This window comes from Stenotrophomonas sp. Sm10 (assembly GCF_030985515.1).
GTDB classification, from domain to species: Bacteria; Pseudomonadota; Gammaproteobacteria; order Xanthomonadales; family Xanthomonadaceae; genus Stenotrophomonas; species Stenotrophomonas hibiscicola.
On sequence record NZ_JAPTFO010000014.1, the window covers coordinates 43,524 to 64,681 of the forward strand.

The 21,158-nt window shown below is 67.6% G+C and carries 15 protein-coding genes and 1 pseudogene; 9 read left to right on the plus strand and 7 right to left on the minus strand.

What is annotated here, in order from left to right; translation table 11 throughout:
• Nucleotides 1-96: 96 nt before the first annotated feature.
• Together O0J15_RS06330 and ligD are read left to right on the plus strand one after the other, a co-directional pair.
• The gene (locus tag O0J15_RS06330) at nucleotides 97-1,017 is read left to right on the plus strand and encodes a Ku protein (protein WP_021204616.1); all 921 of its coding nucleotides are present in this window, start codon (nucleotides 97-99) and stop codon (nucleotides 1,015-1,017) included.
• 109 nt (nucleotides 1,018-1,126) lie between these two features.
• Nucleotides 1,127-2,074 (plus strand): annotated as a pseudogene (ligD, locus tag O0J15_RS06335) (non-homologous end-joining DNA ligase); the annotation flags it as partial.
• A 75-nt stretch (nucleotides 2,075-2,149) separates the two neighbouring features.
• Here ligD and O0J15_RS06340 read toward each other — a convergent pair.
• The 4 genes from O0J15_RS06340 to O0J15_RS06355 all read right to left on the minus strand — a co-directional run bounded on the left by O0J15_RS06340 (nucleotide 2,150) and on the right by O0J15_RS06355 (nucleotide 5,415).
• Nucleotides 2,150-2,542 carry a hypothetical protein gene (locus tag O0J15_RS06340; RefSeq protein WP_180877408.1) on the minus strand — a complete coding sequence of 131 codons (393 nt, stop codon included), beginning with the start codon at nucleotides 2,540-2,542 and terminating at the stop codon, nucleotides 2,150-2,152.
• 103 nt (nucleotides 2,543-2,645) lie between these two features.
• Complete coding sequence (gene adhP / locus O0J15_RS06345; RefSeq protein ID WP_308305322.1) at nucleotides 2,646-3,674, minus strand: alcohol dehydrogenase AdhP; 1,029 nt, start codon at nucleotides 3,672-3,674, stop codon at nucleotides 2,646-2,648.
• 96 nt (nucleotides 3,675-3,770) lie between these two features.
• The gene (gene eda, locus O0J15_RS06350) at nucleotides 3,771-4,409 is read right to left on the minus strand and encodes a bifunctional 4-hydroxy-2-oxoglutarate aldolase/2-dehydro-3-deoxy-phosphogluconate aldolase (RefSeq protein ID WP_308305323.1); all 639 of its coding nucleotides are present in this window, start codon (nucleotides 4,407-4,409) and stop codon (nucleotides 3,771-3,773) included.
• Nucleotides 4,396-5,415, minus strand: a complete 1,020-nt coding sequence (locus O0J15_RS06355; RefSeq protein WP_308305324.1) for a sugar kinase — start codon at nucleotides 5,413-5,415, stop codon at nucleotides 4,396-4,398. The genes eda and O0J15_RS06355 overlap by 14 nt, the downstream gene beginning before the upstream one ends.
• 285 nt (nucleotides 5,416-5,700) lie before the next feature.
• On the opposite strand from O0J15_RS06355, the gene O0J15_RS06360 reads away from it, so the two are divergent.
• Both O0J15_RS06360 and O0J15_RS06365 read left to right on the plus strand, forming a co-directional pair.
• Nucleotides 5,701-8,451 (plus strand): TonB-dependent receptor, encoded by a 2,751-nt coding sequence (locus tag O0J15_RS06360; protein WP_029550752.1) that lies wholly within the window; start codon nucleotides 5,701-5,703, stop codon nucleotides 8,449-8,451.
• A gap of 138 nt (nucleotides 8,452-8,589) precedes the next feature.
• Nucleotides 8,590-12,393, plus strand: a complete 3,804-nt coding sequence (locus O0J15_RS06365; protein WP_308305325.1) for a LamG-like jellyroll fold domain-containing protein — start codon at nucleotides 8,590-8,592, stop codon at nucleotides 12,391-12,393.
• 34 nt (nucleotides 12,394-12,427) lie between these two features.
• On the opposite strand, the gene O0J15_RS06370 is transcribed toward O0J15_RS06365, so the two are convergent.
• Genes O0J15_RS06370 through O0J15_RS06380 form a run of 3 tightly spaced genes read right to left on the minus strand, consistent with a single transcriptional unit; the run spans nucleotide 12,428 to nucleotide 15,660 of the window.
• Entirely contained in the window at nucleotides 12,428-13,015 is a 588-nt protein-coding gene (locus O0J15_RS06370; protein WP_019658826.1) for a cysteine dioxygenase family protein, read from the minus strand.
• 51 nt (nucleotides 13,016-13,066) lie between these two features.
• Complete coding sequence (locus O0J15_RS06375) at nucleotides 13,067-14,689, minus strand: carboxylesterase/lipase family protein (RefSeq protein ID WP_155028735.1); 1,623 nt, start codon at nucleotides 14,687-14,689, stop codon at nucleotides 13,067-13,069.
• Entirely contained in the window at nucleotides 14,686-15,660 is a 975-nt protein-coding gene (locus O0J15_RS06380) for an alpha/beta hydrolase (protein ID WP_308305331.1), read from the minus strand. Before O0J15_RS06380 ends, O0J15_RS06375 begins: the two co-directional genes overlap by 4 nt.
• 174 nt (nucleotides 15,661-15,834) lie before the next feature.
• Between O0J15_RS06380 and O0J15_RS06385 the strand changes: the two genes are divergently transcribed.
• Genes O0J15_RS06385 through O0J15_RS06405 form a run of 5 tightly spaced genes read left to right on the plus strand, consistent with a single transcriptional unit; the run spans nucleotide 15,835 to nucleotide 21,139 of the window.
• Complete coding sequence (locus O0J15_RS06385; protein WP_308305326.1) at nucleotides 15,835-16,662, plus strand: 2-keto-4-pentenoate hydratase; 828 nt, start codon at nucleotides 15,835-15,837, stop codon at nucleotides 16,660-16,662.
• 40 nt (nucleotides 16,663-16,702) lie between these two features.
• Nucleotides 16,703-17,704 (plus strand): TRAP transporter substrate-binding protein, encoded by a 1,002-nt coding sequence (locus O0J15_RS06390; protein ID WP_021204623.1) that lies wholly within the window; start codon nucleotides 16,703-16,705, stop codon nucleotides 17,702-17,704.
• Between the two features lie 10 nt (nucleotides 17,705-17,714).
• Entirely contained in the window at nucleotides 17,715-18,245 is a 531-nt protein-coding gene (locus O0J15_RS06395; RefSeq protein ID WP_019658831.1) for a TRAP transporter small permease, read from the plus strand.
• 3 nt (nucleotides 18,246-18,248) lie between these two features.
• The gene (locus tag O0J15_RS06400) at nucleotides 18,249-19,532 is read left to right on the plus strand and encodes a TRAP transporter large permease (RefSeq protein ID WP_005421133.1); all 1,284 of its coding nucleotides are present in this window, start codon (nucleotides 18,249-18,251) and stop codon (nucleotides 19,530-19,532) included.
• 17 nt (nucleotides 19,533-19,549) lie between these two features.
• Entirely contained in the window at nucleotides 19,550-21,139 is a 1,590-nt protein-coding gene (locus O0J15_RS06405; RefSeq protein WP_019337389.1) for a family 43 glycosylhydrolase, read from the plus strand.
• The last annotated feature ends 19 nt before the right edge of the window (nucleotides 21,140-21,158 follow it).

Below are 21,158 nucleotides of genomic sequence, written 5' to 3' on the forward strand. Positions count from 1 at the left end.
CCAAGTGGTCGCGCCACCTGACGTGCACGGCACGGACACGGTTGGTTTACGCCCTCCGGCCCACGCTGGGCACCCTGCCCCGCCAAAGGTACGCCCATGGCCCGCCCGATCTGGACTGGCACGCTCTCGTTCGGCCTGCTCAATGTGCCGGTGTCACTGATGTCCGGAGAGCGCAAGGTCGATCTGCAGTTCCGCATGCTCGACTCCCGCGATCGCAAGCCGATCCGCTTTGAGCGGGTCAACGCCGATACGGGCGAGGAAGTTCCCTGGAAGGACATCGTCAAGGCCTACGAGTACGACAAGGGCAGCTATGTCGTGCTGGAGGAAGGCGATATCCGTTCGGCGGCACCAGAAAGCCACGAGGCCGTAGAAGTGGAATCGTTCGTGGATGCATCGCAGATCGATCCGCGCTACTACGAGAAACCGTATCTGCTGGTGCCCGGCAAGAAGGCCGAGAAAGGCTATGTGCTGCTGCGCGAGACCCTGCGCAGCACCGGCAAGGTCGGTATCGCGCGGGTGGTCGTGCGCACACGCGAGTACCTGTGCGCGGTGATGCCGCATGAGGACGCACTGGTGCTGATGATCCTGCGCTATCCACAGGAACTGGTGGATCCGGAGGAGTACAAGCTGCCCACCGGCAAGCTGTCCGACTACCGCATCACCAGCAAGGAAACGGCGATGGCCGAACAGCTGATCGAGTCGATGGCCGGCGACTGGGATCCGTCGCAGTATCACGATGAATTCCGCGAGCGCCTGCAGCAGGTGTTGAACAAGCGCATCAAGTCCAAGGGGGGTACCACGCGGGTCGACGATGAGCCTGCACCGCGCGAGGACGCCAGCACCAATGTGGTCGATTTCATGGCGCTGCTGCAGAAGAGCCTGGATGCCAACAAGCGCACGCCAGCGAAAAAGACGGCAACGCGGAAAGCAGCCACCAAATCCACGGTAAAGAAGGCAGCCAAGAAGGCTGCGAAGAAAGCTGCAAAGAAGACCGCTGCACGCCGCAAGGCAGGTTGAGCATGTCGTTGGAGCAGTACCGGCGAGAGCGCCGACCTGGCGGCGGCGCAGGGCAGACGCCGGCGCCTGACGACACGCCCGCGCAGGGTGATCCGACGCGGCGGCCTACCTGCGCCAGGCTGGTTTCAAGCGGCTGCGCAGCGACACGCCGAAGGAGGACCTTGGAATGAACATCGCAGATGCCGAAGCTGGAGGCGAGGTCCAGATTACTCATCCGGAGCGGGTGGTTTTTCCAAAGCAGAAGCTGACCAAGGGCGCCGTGGCCGACTACTACCAGCGCATGGCGCGCTGGATCCTGCCGGAAATCAGCGCGCGTCCGCTGTCACTACTGCGCTGCCCGGACGGCGTCGGCAAGGCCTGCTTCTTCCAGAAGCACCATGGTGCCGGCCTGGGCGATGCTGTACATGCGGTGCCGCTGCAGCAGAAGAGCGGGCGCGAGGATTACGTTTACATCGACGACGCACGGGGCCTGCTGCAGCTGGTGCAGATGAACACCCTGGAGTTGCATCCCTGGGGTGCAACCGTCGCCGACCCCGAGCATCCGGATCGGCTGGTGTTCGATCTTGACCCTGGAGAAGGCGTCAGCTGGGCACAGGTGAAGGCCGCTGCGCGTGACGTCCGTGACCGCCTGCAGGAGGCCGGCCTGAAGAGCTTCGTGCGGTTGTCCGGTGGCAAGGGGGTGCACGTTGTGGTGCCGCTGAAGCCCAGGGCCGACTGGGAACAGGCCAGGGTGTTCTGCGAGGCATTTGCCCGGGCGATGGCGGAGCGCGCGCCGGACCACTACGTGGCGACCATGAGCAAGGCCAAGCGTGGCGGCGTCATCTTCATCGACTGGCTGCGCAATACGCGGGGCGCCACCAGCGTGTGCTCGTGGTCGCTGCGTGCGCGTGAAAGTGCCGGTGTGGCGGTACCGCTGCGCTGGGAGGAACTGGCACGCGTCGGTGCGGCGGATGCGTTTTCGATGGCCAAGGCGCTGGCGCGCGCGAAGCGGCTGAAAGCGGATCCGTGGCAGGGCATCGATGCGTTGAAGCAGACGCTGCCGCGGATGGACCTGTAGAGCCGAGCCTATGCTCGGCTGCCTGTGTAAATGTGCATGAAAGCCGAGCACAGGCTCGGCTCTACAGGGGCGGCATCACCTTGCATCGCGCGAGGGACGACGGCCAAACCACCAGCCGGCCAGCAATTGCAGCGGCAGCGACGCCAGCAGCGAAATGACGAACCAGAGCGGGAAATCCGCACCCGCCGTCCACATGGCGTAGCCACAGCCCAGCGCGACCAGCGACCAGATCGAGAAGCCGTGCGAACGCGGCCAGCAGGGCGCGTAGTAGGTGGCAAAGGCGATACCCGCGATGCCACCGAGCACGCTGAAGGCCAGGTCCCAGCCCAGCTGCGCGCTGTTGTTGTCCGGCGGCATGCCCAGCAGCGGCGGCAGCCAGCTGGCGACGCTGCTCACCAGCGCAAGTGAAAGTACACCGCCGAGCAGGGCAACGATGGACAGGAACAGGATCTTGAGCACGCCGGGCATGCACGCATTGTACGGCCGCGCGAGTGCCCGCTGGCGATGAATCGGCATGGCCGCCGCGTCCGTGGGAGAGGGGGACGGAGCGGCGGCGGCCATGCACGGAGGGTCAGGCGGCGAAGTCCAGTACGACGCGGCCTTCGATGGTGCCCGCGTGCATGCGTGCGAACACGTCGTTGATGTTTTCCAGGCGATCGGTGCTGACGGTGGCGGCGACCTTGCCCTCGGCAGCGAACTGCAGCGATTCCTGCAGGTCCAGGCGGGTGCCGACGATCGAGCCGCGCACGGTGATGCCGTTGAGCACCATGCCGAAGATATCCAGCGGGAAGTTGCCGGGCGGCAGGCCATTGAGCGAGACAGTGCCGCCGCGGCGGACCATGCCCAGTGCCTGCTCGAACGCCTTCGGCGACACCGCGGTGACCAGTGCACCGTGTGCGCCACCGATCTCCCTCTTCAGGAAGGCGGCCGGGTCGGTGGTACTCGCGTTGACGGTGACCTGCGCGCCGAGCTGCCGCGCCAGCGCCAGCTTGTTGTCATCCACGTCCACCGCCGCCACGTTCAGGCCCATTGCGCGGGCGTACTGCACGGCCATGTGGCCCAGGCCACCGATGCCGGAGATCGCCACCCAGTCACCGGGCCTGGTGTCGGTGACCTTCAGGCCCTTGTAGACGGTCACGCCGGCGCACAGCACCGGCGCGATCTCCACGAAGCCCACGTCCTTTGGAAGCAGGCCGACATAGTTGGCATCGGCCAGTGCGTACTCGGCGAAGCCGCCGTTGACCGAGTAACCGGTGTTGCGCTGCGTTTCGCACAGCGTTTCCCAGCCCCCCAGGCAGTGTTCGCAATGGCCACACGCCGAGTACAACCAGGGGATGCCGACCCTGTCGCCTTCCCTGACGTGCCCGACCCCGCCACCCACGGCCACGACGTGCCCCACGCCCTCGTGACCGGGGATGAACGGCGGGTTCGGTTTGACCGGCCAGTCGCCCTCGGCGGCGTGCAGGTCGGTGTGGCAGACACCACAGGCCTCGATCCTGACCAGTACCTCGCCCGCCCCCGGGCGTGGTACCGAGACTTCCTCGATGACCAGTGGCTTGCCGAACTCACGCACGACAGCGGCCTTCATGGTGGAATTCATGTTCGGATCTCCGTAGTGCGCTTGCCCACAGAATGACGCCGGCACGAGGCCGGCGCTTTGATCACGATCAAACCTTTGAAGATCCGTGCGCCGGGTTCAGCTGGCCAGCACCGAGGCCTCGCGGGCGAGGCGCTCGATGGCCTCCCAGTCGCGGGTCTGCAGCAGTGCCGGCGTGGTCAACCACGAGCCACCCACGCACAGCACGTTGGGCAGGTGCAGGAACTGCGGCGCGGTCTGCGCGCTGATGCCACCGGTCGGGCAGAAGCGCACGTCGGCGAATGGACCGTGCCAGGCCGCCAGCAGCGCGGCACCGCCGGCCTGCACGGCGGGAAAGAACTTGAACGTGTCTTGGCCGTGCTCCAGGCCCAGGATCAGGTCCGAGGCCGTGGCCGCACCGGGCAGGTACGGCATGTCGGCATCGTGCGCGGCCGCGTACAGTGCCGGCGTGGCGCCGGGGGACACCGCGAAACGCGCTCCGGCCTGCTTCGCCGCCTGCATCTGCGCCGGGGTAAGCACGGTGCCGGCACCGATCACCGCGTCCGGTACGGCCTCGACCATGGCCGTGATCGCGTCCAGCGCCTGCGGTGTGCGCAGGGTCACTTCGATCACCGGCAGGCCGCCGCGGAACAGGGCCTGGGCCACTTCGACCGCGTCATTCACGTTTTCGGGCGTGTACACCGGAATCACCGGTGCCAGTTTCAGGACCGCGCGTACGCGCGGATCAGCGGCGGACATCGAATCGCTCCTCGCCCATCAGGGCCAGCACGTCAGCTTCGCTGACAGGATTGAAATCGCCGGGGATGGAGTGCTTCAGCGCCCCGGCGGCCAGGCCGAACCGCACGGTGGCGTCGGCATCAAGGCCGGACAGGATGCCATGCAGGATGCCGGCCGCGAAGGCATCACCGCCACCGATGCGGTCGACGATGCCCTGCAGTTGACGCAGTGGGGCCTGTGCGCGGGTTCCGTCGCAACCCAGCAGCACAGCGCCCAGCACATGGTGGTCCACGCTCAGCACCTGCCGCTGCGTGCAGGCCATCCACTGCAGTTGCGGAAAGGCACCGAACGCGGCGGCAGCGGCCGCGTCGATCCGCTCCATCAGGTCCGGCTGGGTGAAGCGGGTGCCCAGTACGACCTCCATGTCGCGGTAGTCGGCGAACACGATGTCGGCCTGCGCGAACAGTTCGCGCAATACCGCCTGCGCATCGCCTCCCCAGCGCTGCCAGAGGCGGGGCCGGAAATTGCCGTCGAAGGAGACGCGGACACCGGCCTGTCTTGCCGCGCGCGCCGCCGCCAGCGTGGCCGCCGCCACGTGCGGGCCCAACGCCGGGCTGACCCCGGAGACGTGCAGCCACTGCGCGTCCTGCAGCAGCGCTGGCCAGTCGTAGTCGGCTGCAGTGCTGCGCGCGAACGCCGAATCCGCGCGGTCGTAGACCACTTCGCTCGCGCGCTGTACCGCGCCGGTGGTGAGGAAGTACAGGCCCATGCGGCCCTCGGCGTCCTCGCGCACACCGCGCGTATCCACGCCGTGCCGCCGCAGTTCACCCAGTACATGCGCCCCCAGCGCATTGCCGGCCACGGTGCTGACCATGGCCACCTGATGTCCAAGCCGGGACAGCGAGACACCCACGTTGGCTTCGGCCCCTCCCACATGGACCTGGAGTTGCGGCGACTGCAGCAGCAGTTCGTTGCCGGGGGCACCCAGGCGCAGCAACAACTCTCCAAAACACACGATACGACCCATCTCAGCTCCTTCACGCGTGCCACCAGCATGGGACACTGCATGGCGTGTAAGTGGACCACGCGAGGGGCGTGGCGATTGGCTAGCGGTGTCATTCTAGACCGAAGACGCCTTGAGAGCGCTTGGGCGATATGTCGAAACCTTTGTCCTGCAAGCGTCTTGGAGACATTGCAAATCTGTTGCGGTGCAAGATGCCCGATCCCGGTGGTGCTGCTAACGTCGGTTTTGACTAGCGGTGTCATTTCGCCGCGCAGCTGCGATACCAGACCTTTGGGAGAGGGGAAAGGCATGCAATCTCGGATCCATGGAAAAAAGACACCGGTTACCTTGCTGGCCCTGGGGGTGGGACTCGCCCTGTCCACCAGCGCGGCCGCCCAGCAGCAGACCGCTACCGACCTGGACACGGTGAACGTCACAGGCTATCGCGCCAGTGTCGAAAAGGCGCTGGACATCAAGCGCGGCGAGGCCGGCGTGGTCGATGCCATCGTCGCCGAAGACATCGGCAAGTTTCCCGACCTCAATCTGGCTGAATCGCTGCAGCGCATTCCGGGCGTGGTGATCACACGCGAAGCCGGCGAAGGCCGCAACATCTCGGTGCGCGGCCTGGGCCCGGATTTCACCCGCGTGCGCATCAATGGGATGGAAGCGCTGACCACCGTCGGCGCCGGTGACCAGAGCGGTGGTACCAACCGCGGCCGCGGTTTCGACTTCAACGTGTTTGCCTCGGACCTGTTCTCGCAGCTGGTGGTGCGCAAGACCGCCTCGGCCGACGTCGAGGAAGGCTCGCTGGGTGCCACTGTCGACCTGCGCACCGCGCGCCCGTTCGACTACGACGGCTTCACCTTCGCCGCAAGCGGCCAGGCCGGCTACAACCAGATGGCCGAAAAGGCCGACCCGCGGCTGGCCGCGCTGGTCTCCAACACCTTCGCCGATGGTACCTTCGGCGCCCTCCTGTCGGTGGCCTACTCCGAGCGCCAGGCACTGGAGGAAGGCTCCAACACCGGCCGCTGGGCCAACGGCCCGAGCAATGGCAACTTCGCTGCGTCATCGCCGTTCGCCGCCGCACGCGCCGCTGATGTATTCCACCCGCGCTTCCCGCGCTACGTGCAGATGGAACACGAGCAGAAGCGCCTGGGCGTGACCGGCTCGCTGCAGTGGAAGCCCAGCGATGCCAGTGAAGTATCGCTGGACATGCTGTACTCGAAGATCGATGCCACCCGCGACGAGCAGTACATCGAAGCGATTTCCTTCAGCCGTGGCAGCAGCAGCACCCCGCGCCTGGTCGGCAAGCCGAGCACCATCGTCAGGAACGGCGAGATCCGCAACGGCGCGCTGCTGTACGGTGAATTCGACAACGTCGACATCCGTACCGAGAACCGCCACGACGAGTGGAGCACCGAGTTCAAGCAGATCAGCCTGAACGGCCAGCACCGTTTCGGCGACGACTTCACCGTGTCCGGCAAGCTGGGCATCTCGCGCTCCAGGCACGAGAATCCAGTGCAGACCACCGTCATCATGGACAAGTACGACGTCAAGGGCTACAGCTACGACTACCGTGGCAACAGCCGCTTCCCGATCCTCAACTACGGCATCGACCCGACCGACCCCAACGGTTGGGAACTGGCGGAAATCCGCCTGCGCCCGCAGTACGTGGACAACGACTTCGATACCGGCCAGATCGACTTCAACTGGAACATCAGCCCCGGCTTCCGCCTGAAGGGCGGCGTGCTTGCCAAGGACTACACGTTCAAGACCACCGAACTGCGCCGTGCCAGCGAACTGGCCGTGCCGACCTTCGCCAGCGGCAGCAGGATCGTGCCCGTGGACATGATCAACCAGGCCGGCCTGAAGGGCATCAATGGCAATCCGTCCAACTGGGTGGTGCCGAACCTGGATGCAATCGCCGACCAGTTCGACATCTACAGCAACAGCGGCATCTATGCCGTCGCGCCGCGCGCCAACAACGTGCGCAGCGTGGAAGAGAAGGACCGTGGTGCCTACCTGATGGGCGAGTTCAGCACCGAAATCGGCTCGCTACCGCTGTCGGGCAACTTCGGCGTGCGCTACGTGCGCACCAGGCAGACCTCCACCGGGCTGTCGACGCTGGCCAGTGGTACCACCTCCACCACCGCCACCCGCACCTACGATGACACCCTGCCCTCGTTCAACCTGGTGGCCGAGGTCACGCCCGATTTCCTGATCCGCCTGGGTGCGGCCAAGGTCATGACCCGCCCGGGCCTGGGCAGCCTGACGCCAGGTGCAACCGTGGCCGTGGCCGGTGGTGCGCGCACCATCTCCAGCGGCAATCCCAACCTGGACCCGACGCGCGCCACCAATGTCGACCTGGGCTTCGAGTGGTACTTCGCCGAAGGCGCGATGGCGGGCCTGGGCCTGTTCTACAAGGACATCGAGACCTCGGTGCAGACCCTGCGCGAGAACCGCCCGTACACCGACAGCGGCCTGCCTGCCGAACTGCTGACCGGTACCGGCGCCTCGCCCACCGACGACTTCACCTTCACCCGGCCAGTCAATACCCCCGGCGGTGAGCTGTACGGCGCCGAGGCGAACTACACCCAGCCCTTCACTTTCCTGCCGGGCAAGTGGTCGAACCTGGGCGTGCAGCTGAACTACACCTGGGTCGAATCGAAGATCCAGTACATCAACTCGGCTGGCCAGCCGGTGATGAAGAACGATCTGCTGGGCCTGTCCAAATCGTCATGGAACGCAACGCTGTTCTACGAAGGCGAGACCTTCGCTGGCCGCGTCTCCGCCACCAACCGCGATGACTACCTCACCCAGGTGCCCGGTCAGGAAACCGGCTTCAACCTGGACGGCTACCACGGCATGACCGGCACCACGGTCATTGATGCGTCCATCCGCTACAAGATCAGCGACCAGCTGGAACTGAGCCTGGAAGGCATCAACCTGACCAACGAAGCCTCGGATGAATGGGTGTACTCGCCCGCCACCGGCCGCCTGCCACTCCAGTACACCGAAACCGGCCGCCAGTTCCTGCTGGGCGTGCGCTACAAGTTCTGAGCAACGCCGGCGGCGCGTACCGATACGCGCCGCGGTTCGCCATGACCGCTGCTGCGCCGCAAGGTGCCGCTGCGGCGTGGCCTTGCTACGGTCCGGCGGCCCGCCGCCGGCCGTCGCCCGTTGAAAGGAAATGTCTCCATGCCGCACCGCACGACCGTGTCCCGCTGCCTGCTGCTCGCAGTGGCCCTGGCTGCAGGCCCCGCGACGGCCGCCGCCGATGTCCCCACCCTGCTCTTCCATGTGGATGCCAATCACGGCCTGCAGGCCGTGACCGCTCACGGTGAGGCCGTAGCGAACTTTCGCGACAAGGTCGCGGTGGTCGACGACGGCGAGCATGGCAAGGCCATCCAATGGGAAGACGACGGCGTGCTTGCCTGGGACGCGCCGGGCAACATCCTGGCCCAGCGCGGCACGCTGGCCTTCGACTGGCGTTCACGCTACGCGGTGGGTGAAGCGCCGTTCGTGATCTTCCGCGTCGGCTACGCCGACCACAGCAGCTGGGACATGGCCTGGCTGCGCATCGACTGGAACGGGCACGGCTTCGATGCCTTCGTCACCGATGCCAACCTGGCACGCACACGCGTGTCGTTCCGCATGGATGCACTGCCGCGTCCCGACCAGTGGTTGCACCTGGCCTTCGCCTGGGATGAGGACCACGGCGTGCGCCTGTTCATCGATGGCCGCGAAGTGGCGCGCGCGCAGGCCACCGGCAATTACGATGCCGCGCTGGACCAGCTCGGCCTTGCCGGGCGGGTAATGGCACCGTACCAGGTGCAGAGCCGCTACAACTTCCTGCGTGGCAGCGACTTCCAGCACATCCGGGTCTACGACCGCATGCTGGATGCGCCGGCGGTGGCAACGCTGGCGCGCGGCCGCGAGCCAGCCAGCGCCGTGGCGATCGGCGATGGCACGCGCGCCTGGCGCCACCGCTTCGGCTGGGAAGGGGCTGCACCCCCAGCGTTGGCGGCCGGCGGCACCCGCATCCGCAAGATCGAATTCGCCGATACGCGCGACCACAAGGCGTGGATGTGGAAGGCCACCGACGGCATCGCGGAAACCACCTGGCCGGGCGTCTACAACCGCTCGCGCCTGCCCGGCCGCAACGACTATTTCCAGCTGCCGGACTGGAACACCTACGTGGAAAGCGGCCAGCACCTGGACCTGACCCTGCCGGCCGGCGAGACGGTGAACCGGATGGAGATCCGCGGTGCGGCGTTCGGCAGCCTGGCCCATGGACCCGACGCCGAACATGCCACCGAGGTGCTGGCCACGCGCCCGCGCGGCGTGGTGCGCAGCGTGCAGGACATTCCCGCGCAGCAGGGCGGCGTGCTCCGTTTCAGCAACGTCGAACAGGAAACCCCGATCCAGGAAGTATGGGCCTACAACGTGAGCGAGGGCGCCGAGCCGGAAGGCACGGTCAAGCAGACCTACGTGATCGACAGCCAGGCCCTGCCCGACTACACCAACCTCGATGCACTGCGGCACTACATCGATGGCCGCTTCCCGGCCGCCGAACGCAGCACGGTGATGGCCCTGCCCAAGGGCGCAGGCTCACGCCGCCGGGGTGCCGACAGCCTGCCGGCGCAGCCGCGGCCGATCGTGCACGTGCTGATCCCCTCGGGCGTCGGCGATGCACCGGCCAACCAGCCGCTGACCCGCAGCTGGGCCTACAGCTGGGAGAACATGCACGACGGCCTGGACGGCGTGGCCATCGACCTTCCCGCGCTGGACCTGCCGCCCACCCACGATGGACTGATCCCGCTGAACCTCCGCATCAAGGATCCGATCTGGCCGGCGCGCGACATGATCGATGTATCGGTGTCGGTGCCGCCACGGCAGGCGCGCACGCTGTGGCTGGACCTGCGCGATCGCATCCTCACCCCGGACAGCCTTTGGCTGAGCATCGCCTCGGCCGCACCAGGCTTCGATGCCGATGCCCTCGACGGTGCGCAGGTCCGGCTGGTGTTCAAGCCGCGTGCCGACGCGCTGAAGGAGCACGTGGCCGACCGCTTCAACCAGGTCCGCGACAACTGGGGCTTCCTGGTGGAAGAGCACACCACGTCCAAGCGCCAGCGCCTGTACGCGCGCGTGTACGCGGACCTGAGCGACCTGCTGCGGGTGGATCCGGACCATGAACTCGGCCGCCTGTACTGGAACTACATCAGCTACAACAGCCAGGGCCGCCCGCCCTACACGGCGCCTGCCGTGCCCAGGGGCGTGCCGGCGTGGGCATTCAACCAGGTGCAGGACCTGGCGCAGGTGCGGCAGTTCGTCGACTGGTGGATCGACGAACGGCAGGTGGCCTACGGTGACTTCGGTGGTGGCATTTCGGACGATTCCGACCTGACCCAGCAGTGGCCGGGGCTGGCCCTGATGGGCGTGCAGCCGGATCGATTGAACGCCTCGCTGACCGCGCTGTCCGACGCGGTGTACCGCAACGGCATGTTCAGCAACGGCTTGAGTACCATCGAGACCGACGAGCTGCATTCCTATGAGGAAGGCATCAACACCAACAGCGCCATGCTCTACCTCAACTGGGGCGATCCGCTGACGCTGGAACGCCTGATGGAAACGGTGAAGGCCTTCGACGAGCGCATCATCCTGCGCAACCCGCAGGGCCACCTGCTGTTCTCCAGCAACTGGTTCGGTGGCAACAAGGTCTACCGCGAACCGAACTGGCAGTGGCAGAAGCCGTATTCGTTCCCGGTGCTGCACCCGGCGTTCCTGCTGGGCCAGTACAACGCCGATCCCACCGGCCGCGGGCTGGTGATCGGCCTGGCCGATGGCTATCTGGCCCACGCAGGCAAGGACGACAAGGGACGCTTCACCCTGCCCAACGAGATCAACTGGGCCAGCGGTGCCACCCGCGGCGGCGAGTTGAACAACGGCTCCGGCAGTGGCGACACGATGCACACCTTCTGGGCGGCGTGGCGCTGGAGCGGCGATGCGAAGTACCTGCAGGCACTGGACTACCGCGTGGCCCGTGGCGGCCCGGGCGCACTGGCCAACCTGGGCGAGAACGTCGTGGACGTACTGGGCCGGCAACAGGACTGGTATCCGCTGCTGCGCGCCGAGGCCGACGCGGGAAAAACCGGCTTCGCCAGCCTGATGGCCTGGCAGGCCAGCGGCGACAGGTCATACATCGCCGCCCTGCATGCCGACGGCCTGCAGGCGAAAGTGCAGCGCGCGTACATGAACACCGAGGGCCACTGGTGGTCCGACCGCGTGGAAGCGCCCAGTGAATTCCTCCAGCGCGCACGCCTGGGTGGGATCGCGCTGAAGCGCAACCAGAGTTGGCCCGGCCACACCGTCAGCTGGCGCTTCGACCGCGATGGAGCGGCCGAACAGGTCGCCCTGCTGGTGCATGCGCCGTCGCGTGAACGTTTCACCGTTACCAGCTACAACCTGGGCACGCGCACCATCGGCGCCGACATGACCGGCTGGAACGTGGCCAGCGGGACCTGGCGGATACGCAGCGGCGTGGATGCCGATGGCGATGGCCACATCGACGGCACGCCCGCCGAACGCCGCGTACAGCTGGAAACCAGCGCTTCGGTGGCGCTGCAGTTCCGTCCCGGGCGTACCGAGGTGTTCGAGTTCGAACGCGTGTCCGAGGGAACACCGGTGGAAACACGGCCGGACCTGGGCGTGGGTCGCGGCGACGTACGCATCGACGGCAGCCAGCTGCAGGTGACCGTGCACAGCCTGGGCCATGTCGGCACCGGCGTGGCCGTAGCAATGCTGGAAGACGCGCGCGGTCGCGAGATCGCCCGCACGGACGTGCCGGCGCTGGGGGCACCCAGTGACCTGCAGCCGAAGACCGTGCAGGTCTGGCTGCCGTTGCCGGCCGGTGACCGCAGCGGCCTGCGCGTGCGCGTGGCGCTGGCCGACGGTGGCGAGGAAGTGACCCGGCTCAACAACGTGGTCGGCGTGCCGCGATGATGCCTGCATTACGCCGGGCGTGATCCGGCGTGGGTCAGGACGCCTCGGTCTCCAGCCGTTTCATCCGGCGCTGGTACCAGCCATCATCCAACGGCTCGAACACCGCGCTGCGTTCCATCACGCCCTCGTAGACATGCAGCGACACGGCCACGTCCGCGTCGCTGGCGTTGCACAGCGTGTGGTACTCGTGCGGCGGAATCAGGCTGCCGGCACTACCGCGGTGGCCGTACAGCGTGGGCTGGGCGGCAAAGCGATGACGTTCGCCATCCTGTTCAATCAGCGCATAGGGAGTGACGATCAGTTCGCCCTGCCAGACGCCTTCCACGCACCACATCGCATCGTGGTCGTGCAGCGGCGTGCCCTGGCCCGGGCCCCAGCACATGGCGATGACGCTGTAGCCCAGGGTCGGGCTGCGGTGCAGTTCACGGCGTGCGTAATGCCCTTCGACCGGGCGCCGCACGCAGGGGGGCAGCTGGATGGACGGATCGACGATGGCCTCGCGCAGCACCTGCTGCAGCGCACCGGTGATGGCCTCCGGCGTGCCCAGCATCACCGCGGCATCGATCGCAGCGAACAGCCGCTCCCGGCCGGTGAATGACGGTGGCAAGGACATCGTTCCCATGCCCCGACTCTAGCCGAGAGGGGTTAACAGAATGTTTGCACCGCGGTGTCATCACTGCGTGCCGCGCTGCACGAACGGTACTTTTGCATACAGCGCACGTTCGCCGGCACGAGGATCGTCCACCACGCCGCTCTGGCGATCGAACAGCATGGTCTGCCGCCGGGGCAGCGCGTAGGCGGGCCATTGCGGCATTCCGCGATGATTGGGGTCGCCGTTGCGCGCGAAGGCGATCAGTGCGTCGCTCATTGTCGCCGCCAGCGTGTGCGCGTCCGCGCCGCCACCGGTGCGTGCGCCGGGCAGGCCGGCGTTGTCGAACACCAGCGGGATGTCCAGCGTGTGGAAGGCGCGCAGCCGGCCTTGCTCCACCGGTGAGCCCCAGTCCAGCTGGTAGGCCCAGGTGGGCGCGGCCCCGCTGGGCTGGCGCGCACGCGCTTCCAGCTCCTCCACTGCGCCGCGCCAGGAACGTCCTGCGGTAGTGGCCGCGAAGAACACCTCCGAAGGCGTGTAATGCGGGTACAGGCGGCGGTACTCGGCGATCACCGTCTGCGGCAGCAGATCCACGAACTGCTGGCGTTGCAGCTGTGCCGGCAGCGTCTCCCAGGTCAAGGTGAAGTTGGCCGGATCGTTGCCGAGGAAGGCACGGGTCTCGTCGCGCGTATTGCCGATGACCATCGGAATGCTGGCCGACTGCCGCGGCGCCTGCGGCCAGAACGGATGCACCGGAAGGGAGACTTCGTCCAGTACCGGCCCGAAGTACAGCGACGTGCTTTCCACCCGCGATGGATCGCGGGCACGGGTGGCTGCAAGCAGATCCGTGGCCGGGAGCCGCAGCAGGGCAGACAGGTCCTTTGCACCCACTGCCTCCATTGCGATGGCAGCGCGCTGCGCGGCGGCACGCGGGCCGGCCGCGGTGACCTGCTGCCCGCTCATCGTCCACGCGCGCTGGAACAGGCCGCGTGCCGCCGGCATCGCCATCAGCGTGGCGATCTTGGCGCCGCCCCCGGACTGGCCGAACACGGTGATGTTTCCAGCGTCACCGCCGAAGATCGCCGCGTGCTCGCGCACCCACTGCAGCGCCTGTACCAGGTCGAGCTGGCCGACATTCCCCGACGCGGCGTAGCGTGCGTCGCCAAGTGCGCCCAGGTACAGGTAACCGAAGGTGTTCAGCCGATGATTGAGGGTCACCACCACCACATCGCCGCGGCGGCACAGCGCACTGCCGTCGTACAGCGGATCGCTGCCGGAGCCGTTGTTGAACCCACCCCCGTGTATGTAGACCAGCACCGGGCGGCGGCCGCCATCCCCCAGTGCGGGGGTCCAGACGTTGAGGAACAGGCAGTCTTCGCTGCCGGGGCCTTCCGCGCCGCCCTGCGGTGCGGCCGCGCCATAGTCCAGTGCATCGGCGATCCCGTTCCATGCCGCTTCCCGGCGTGGTGGCTGGAAGCGATGGGTGCCGGTATCGGCGCCGTAGCGCACGCCGCGGAATACCAGCACGCCTTGTTCATGCTGGCCGCGCAGGCGCCCCCCGCGCACGCGGACGATCGGCAGGCGTTCGTCGCGTGCACCGGGCATCGCCGCTGCCGGCAGTGCCACCAGCGTGGCCGTGGCCAGCGCCCAGCGCGCGCTGTCGCGCAGGAAACGGCGGCGCTGCAGATCGTCGGGTGCTCCCGTCATCGGCTGCGCTCCGCATCCTTTCCTGCTGTCAGCCATGCCTGCGCCAGCGCTGGCCACTGCGCCAGGGTGGAGCCGGGCTGCAGGCGCATGCCGAAGCCGTGGCCACCATGGGCGAACACATGCAGTTCGTGCTCGACGCCCGCCCTGGCCAGCGCCTGCGCCATCACCTCGCTGTTGTGCACGCTGACCACGCGATCGTCGTTGGCATGGATCAGCATCGTCGGCGGCATGTCCGCACGCACGTGCTCCTGCACCGAGTACTGCGTCGCCAATGCGGGGTCAGGGCGCTCGCCCAGCAATCGCCCGCGCGAACCACTGTGCGCATGCGCGCCCATGTCGATGACCGGGTAGACCAGCACCGCCCGTGCCGGGCGCGCGCTCAGCTGATCGATCGCATCGCGTGCGGGATAGACCGGCGCATCGAAGCCGGTGGCCAGCCGCGCAGCCACGTGGCCGCCGGCGGAAAAGCCCATGACCGCCACATTGTCCGCCTCCAGGCCGCGGCGCGCGGCCTGGTCGCGCACGACCCGCAGCGCACGCTGGGCATCGGCCAGCGCCGCCTGGCGGTCCCTGCCCGGCTGCGGCAGGCGGTAGCGAAGCACGAACAGGGTGAAGCCTGCCCGCTGCACCCAGTCCGGCACCAGCGCGCTGCCCTCCTTGTCGATTACCACCCGCTGGTAGCCGCCGCCCGGAATGACCAGCACCGCCTGCCCGTTCGGACGTGGCGGCGCGTGCACGATCATATATGGCGCATCGATCCCGTCCACGAACCGGTCCGGATGGGCCGGATCGGGGCTGCGCTCAACCACCCGCGCCTTCCGTGCCGGAGCGCTCTGGCCAGGTACCTGGCCGTCCGGCCACAGCGGCAGGCGTTCGCCCGCCACCTCCCCGGCAAGCCGCTGGCCGTCGCGCAGCGGGACGTCGCTGGCACGTGCCGGGGCAAGCGTCAACAGAACGCACAGGAACAGCACAAGAGGGGGCAGACGCATGGCGGACCGGGCTCCAGCGAGGGGTGGGCAGCGTGCCGCAGGCGCCCCGGAAACGGGTGTGATGCGCTGCGGCTTGCGTGATGACACCGGTTTACCATATACACCTCCTGCAGACGCTGTCGATGGGCAGTGCAACAACGCAGAGGGAGACCGTTCTTGAGCAACGAACACGGCACACAGGGGCAGAGGCCGGCGCCGGACGGTGCAGCCGCCATCGCCCGCGCCTTCACCGATGCACGCCGCGCAGGCAAGGCCCTGCCCGCGTTCCCCGGAGAGATCCCCGTCGATCTGGTGGCTGCCTACCACGTGCAGGACCAGGCCATTCGCCTGTGGAGCGATACGGTGGTCGGCTGGAAGGTGGGTTACATCGCTGCCGAGCGCCGCGACGGCTCCGGCGATGAGCGCCTGCTGGGGCCGATCTTCAAACGTCAGCTCTGGAATGATACCGGTGGAACAACCGACATCCCGGTCTTCGTCGGGGGCTTCGGCGCAGTCGAAGCAGAGTACGTGCTGGAGCTGTTGGAGGACGCGCCGGCCGGACAGCTGGACTGGTCCCCGGAACAGGCCGAAGCGCTGCCTGCGCGCCTCTATATCGGCGTGGAAGTGGCCAGCAGCCCGCTGGCCACCATCAACGAACTTGGTCCGCGCGTGGTGGTGTCCGACTTTGGCAACAACAACGGCCTGGTGCTGGGCCCGGAGATCGTCGACTGGACCGCACGCGACGAAAACTCGCTGCGTGCCGAGACACTGATCGAAGGTGAGGTGGTCGGCACCGGTGGCGCCACCCGCCTGCCCGGTGGCCTGCGCGCGGCCTATGCCTTTGCGCTGTCCCGTTCGGCCCTGCGTGGCCGGCCGCTGCGCAAGGGCGACCTGATCGCCACCGGCAATGCCACCGGCATCCACGATATCGAGGCAGGACAAACGGCGCTGGTGCGCTTTGCCGGCTTCGGTGACATTGCCTGCCGGGCCGTGCCCGCGGGATGACCGCGGGGCTGCCCTGGTGAACACGCGCGGGAGGGCGCAGATGATCACACGACGTAACTTCCTGGCCGGTGGCGCTGCTGCCCTGGCCACCCCGATGCTCGCCGCCTGTGGCCGCGGGCCGGGCGGCGATATGGCCGGTGGCGCGCTGTTGACCGCCACCGACGTGCATGTGGCCGACTACCCTACCGTCACCGCGGTGAAGTGGATCGGCGAAACGCTGCAGCGCGAAACCAACGGTCGCCTGCGCCTGCGCCAGTACCACTCCGGCCAGCTGGGCCGCGAATCCGAGGCGATCGACATGGCGCGCTTCGGAGCCATCGATATCACCCGCGTGTATGCCGGTGCGCTGAACAATGCCTTTCCGCTGACCCAGGCGCTGTGCCTGCCCTACGTGTTCACGTCGGTGGCGCACCAGCGTGCCGCGCTGGATGACGGCGTGGCCGAAGCCGTGCTGCGCGGCTTCCAGGGCCGCGGCCTGGTCGGCCTGGCGATCTACGATTCCGGTGCACGCTGCTTCTACAACACCAAGCACCCCATCGTTTCCCCCAAGGACCTGCACGGCCTGAAGCTGCGCGTCGCCTCATCGGACATCTTCATCCAGCTGATGCGCCTGCTCGGCGCCAACCCGACGCCGATGTCGCTGGGCGACACGTTCTCCGGGATGGAAACCCACATGATCGACGGCGCCGAGAACAACATGCGCAGCTTCCATTCCAGCCGCCACTTCGAAGCGGCGCACTACTGGTCGCAGAGCGACCATTCGTACGCGCCGGATGTGTTGCTGATGTCGCGCGCCAGTTTCGAACGCCTGTCGCCTGACGACCGCCAGCTGCTGCTGCAGACCGCGCGCGCGTCGGTGAAGGTGATGCGCGAGCAGTGGGATGCGTCGGAGGACGCCGCACGCCGCGCCGTGCTGGCCTATGGGGTGAAAGCCAACGAGGTGGACATGCCCGCCTTCCGCACCGCCGCCCAGCCGCTGCTGCAGCAGTACCTGCAGCAGCCGGAGATCGCCGCGCTGGTCGACCGCATCCGCGCCGCCTGAGGACACTGCCATGATCGAGACGACGACGCCCGCCACCGGGCCTGGCCAGCGCCTGCTGGACCGCATCGCCGACATCGCCATCTACGGCGCCGTTGCTGCCCTGCTGGGGCTGGTGGTGGTGCAGGGCTGGCAGGTGTTCGCGCGCTACGTGATCAACGATTCGCCCAGCTGGACCGAGCCGGTCACGCTGCTGCTGCTGGCCACGGCGATGAGCCTCGGTGCCGCCTGCGGTGTGCACACCAACCGCCACTTCGGCTTCTTCCTGCTGCATGCCTACCTGGGCCCCGGCCTGCGCCGTGCGGTGGACGTGCTGGTGCAGCTGGTGGTGGCGGTGCTGGGAGGCTTCATCGCCTTCTGGTCGGGTGATCTGCTGCTCGACGGCCTGGACATCAAGACCGCCGGCGCCGATCTGCCGCAGAGCATCAACTACCTGCCACTGGCGGTGGGCGGCGGGCTGATGCTGCTGTTCGCGCTGAACCGTGCGTGGAACGCGCTGCAGGCCCGCGCCACCGGCGCCGAAGACGCTGAAGGAGATCGTTGATCCATGGGTATCACCATCCTGTTCTCCGTGTTTGCCGTGCTGCTGCTGCTCGGCGTGCCGGTGGCCTACGCGCTGGCCGCTGCCGCGCTGGCCACCCTGCTCTACCTGGATATCCCCAGCATCGTGCTGGTGCAGCAGATCTCGGCCGGTACCGGCTCGGCCTCGCTGATCGCCATTCCGTTGTTCATCTTCGCGGGCGAGATCATGATGCGCGGCGGCATCTCCGAGCGCCTGATCGCCTTGGCCTCGTCGCTGGTGGGGCGCTTGCGCGGTGGCCTCGGCCAGGTCTCGATCCTGTCCTCGCTGTTCTTCGGCGGCGTGTCCGGCTCGGCCATCGCCGACGTTTCGGCGGTCGGCGGCACGATGATCCCGCAGATGGTCAAGCGCGGCTACGACCGCGATTTCGCCGTCAACGTCAGCATCACCGCCGCGCTGGTGGCGCTGCTGGTGCCGCCGTCGCACAACCTGATCCTGTTCTCGGCCGCTGCCGGTGGGGGCCTGTCCATCGCCGATCTGTTCGCCGCCGGCATTGTCCCCGCGCTGCTGATGACGTTGGCGCTGATGGTCACCGGCTATGCGGTGGCGCGCCGCCGCGGCTATGGCGTGGAGGTCTTTCCCGGCTGGCGCGCCGTGGCCCTGCGCATCGTCTCCGCCCTGCCCGGCCTGGGCCTGGTCGCGCTGATCTTCATCGGTATCCGTGCCGGCATCTTCACCGCAGTGGAAAGCGCAGCCATCGCCGTGGTCTACGCCTTGCTGGTGACCACCGTGCTGTACCGGCAACTGCGCTGGCGCGAGTTCTTCGACACCGTCATCCACGCTGCGCGCAGCACGGGCGTGATCCTGTTCGTGATCGCCACCGCTGCCGTGTTTGGCTGGCTGCTGGCCTACCTGCAGGTGCCCGCGGCCGCCGTCGAGTTCCTGCAGTCGTTCGCGCACAGCCAGTTCATGGTGCTGCTGATGATCGTGGTGATGCTGCTGCTGCTGGGCACCTTCATGGACCTGGCGCCGATGATCCTGATCTGCACGCCGATCTTCCTGCCGGTGGCGCGCGCCTACGGCATCGATCCGATCCACTTCGGCCTGGTGCTGGTGCTCACCGGTGGCCTGGGTCTGGTCACGCCCCCGGTGGGCTCGGTGCTGTTCATCGGCACGGCCATCGGCAAGATCAGCGTGGGCCAGAGCATGCGCACGATCTGGCCGTTCTGGTTCGCCGCGCTCGCCGTGCTGCTGGTCGTGGCCTTCTTCCCCTCACTGTCGTTGTGGCTGCCCGCCGCGCTGCGCGGCTGAGCCACAAGGAGACTGCCATGCGTGCACTGTGTATCGCCGCCACCATCACTCTGCTCGTGCTGTTGCTGCCGGCACGGCCTGCACCCGCGGCGGAGCCCGCGCGCGCGCCGGCGCAGTGGGCGCGGGGGCTGGAACACCAGCGCCAGGCAGACCGGGGCGATGGCACGTTCCTCAATCCGGTGCTGGCCGGTGACCATCCGGATCCCTCGGTGCTCAAGGACGGGGACGATTACTACCTCACGCTGTCGTCGTTCGACGCCTACCCCGGCCTCCCGATCTGGCACTCGCGCGACCTGGTGAACTGGCAGCCGCTGGGACATGCGGTCACCCGCAACGTGGGGGCGATCTGGGCGCCGGACATCGTCAAGCATCGGGGGCGCTACTTCATCTACTTCCCGGCCCGCACCGGCGAGCGCCGCAGCAACTTCGTGGTCTGGGCCGATGACATCAAGGGCCCGTGGAGCGCGCCGATCGACATCGGCCTGGGTGGCTACATCGATCCCGGCCATGCAGTGGGTGAAGACGGCAAGCGCTACCTGTTCCTCAGTGGCGGTGATTACGTGCAGCTGGCCGACGACGGGTTGAGCGTGGTCGGCACGCCGAAACACGTCTATGACGGCTGGCGCTACCCGCAGGACTGGGACGTTGAGGCCTACGCGCAGGAAGGCCCGAAGATCCACGTCCGCGACGGCTGGTACTACATGACCACGGCAGTGGGCGGCACCGCCGGTCCGCCGACCGGGCACATGGTGATCACCGCGCGCTCGCGTTCGATCCACGGACCATGGGAGAACGCGCCCAACAACCCGATCACGCGCACGCAGTCGGCGGCGGAGCCCTGGTGGTCACGCGGCCACGCGACGGTGATCGAAGGGACCGATGGACGCTGGTGGATGATGTACCACGGGTACGAGAACGGCTTCTGGACGCTGGGTCGGCAGGCCCTGCTCGAACCGATCGAATGGACCGCTGACGGCTGGTTCCGGGCCACGGGCGGAGACCTTGGTCAGCCACTGCGCAAGCCGGCCGGACAGGCGCTGTCGCCGCATGGCATGGCGCTGTCGGATGATTTCCGCGGCAGCACGCTTGGCCCGCAGTGGGCGTTCTTCAACCCGGCGCAGGATGAGTACCGCCGGCTGGGTTTCAGTGGCAACGGCCTTGTCCTGCAGGGCAAGGGCAGTACGCCGCGCGACGCCTCGCCGCTGACCACCATCGCCGGCGACCGGGCCTATCAGTTCGAGGTGGAGATGGAGATCGCCCCCGGTGCCGTGGGCGGCGCGCTGCTGTTCTACAGCGACCGGCTGTACGCGGGCGTGGGCAGCAACGGCGAGTCGTTCATCATGCATCGCTACGGCGAGGAGCGCCCTGCCCGACCGGCCCCGGGCCGCGGCGGCCGGCTGTGGTTGCGGGTGACCAACAACCGCCACATCGTCACCTTCCACTCCAGCACCGACGGGCACACTTGGCAGAAGTATCCGGTTCAGATGGAAGTGTCCGGTTACCATCACAATGTCGCGGGCAGGTTCCTGGCGTTGAAGCCGGCGCTGTATGCGGCCGGCGACGGTGCGGTAACCTTCCGCAACTTCCGCTACCGCGCGCTGGACTGAGCGCGGAGCCGGAATCCCC

Coding starts and splice junctions, on each gene's coding strand:
- O0J15_RS06330 (WP_021204616.1), top strand. CDS start 97: ATGGCCCGCCCGATCTGGACTGGCACGCTCTCGTTCGGCCTGCTCAAT.
- O0J15_RS06340 (WP_180877408.1), bottom strand. CDS start 2,542: ATGCCCGGCGTGCTCAAGATCCTGTTCCTGTCCATCGTTGCCCTGCTC.
- adhP (WP_308305322.1), bottom strand. CDS start 3,674: ATGAATTCCACCATGAAGGCCGCTGTCGTGCGTGAGTTCGGCAAGCCA.
- eda (WP_308305323.1), bottom strand. CDS start 4,409: ATGTCCGCCGCTGATCCGCGCGTACGCGCGGTCCTGAAACTGGCACCG.
- O0J15_RS06355 (WP_308305324.1), bottom strand. CDS start 5,415: ATGGGTCGTATCGTGTGTTTTGGAGAGTTGTTGCTGCGCCTGGGTGCC.
- O0J15_RS06360 (WP_029550752.1), top strand. CDS start 5,701: ATGCAATCTCGGATCCATGGAAAAAAGACACCGGTTACCTTGCTGGCC.
- O0J15_RS06365 (WP_308305325.1), top strand. CDS start 8,590: ATGCCGCACCGCACGACCGTGTCCCGCTGCCTGCTGCTCGCAGTGGCC.
- O0J15_RS06370 (WP_019658826.1), bottom strand. CDS start 13,015: ATGGGAACGATGTCCTTGCCACCGTCATTCACCGGCCGGGAGCGGCTG.
- O0J15_RS06375 (WP_155028735.1), bottom strand. CDS start 14,689: ATGACGGGAGCACCCGACGATCTGCAGCGCCGCCGTTTCCTGCGCGAC.
- O0J15_RS06390 (WP_021204623.1), top strand. CDS start 16,703: ATGATCACACGACGTAACTTCCTGGCCGGTGGCGCTGCTGCCCTGGCC.
- O0J15_RS06395 (WP_019658831.1), top strand. CDS start 17,715: ATGATCGAGACGACGACGCCCGCCACCGGGCCTGGCCAGCGCCTGCTG.
- O0J15_RS06400 (WP_005421133.1), top strand. CDS start 18,249: ATGGGTATCACCATCCTGTTCTCCGTGTTTGCCGTGCTGCTGCTGCTC.
- O0J15_RS06405 (WP_019337389.1), top strand. CDS start 19,550: ATGCGTGCACTGTGTATCGCCGCCACCATCACTCTGCTCGTGCTGTTG.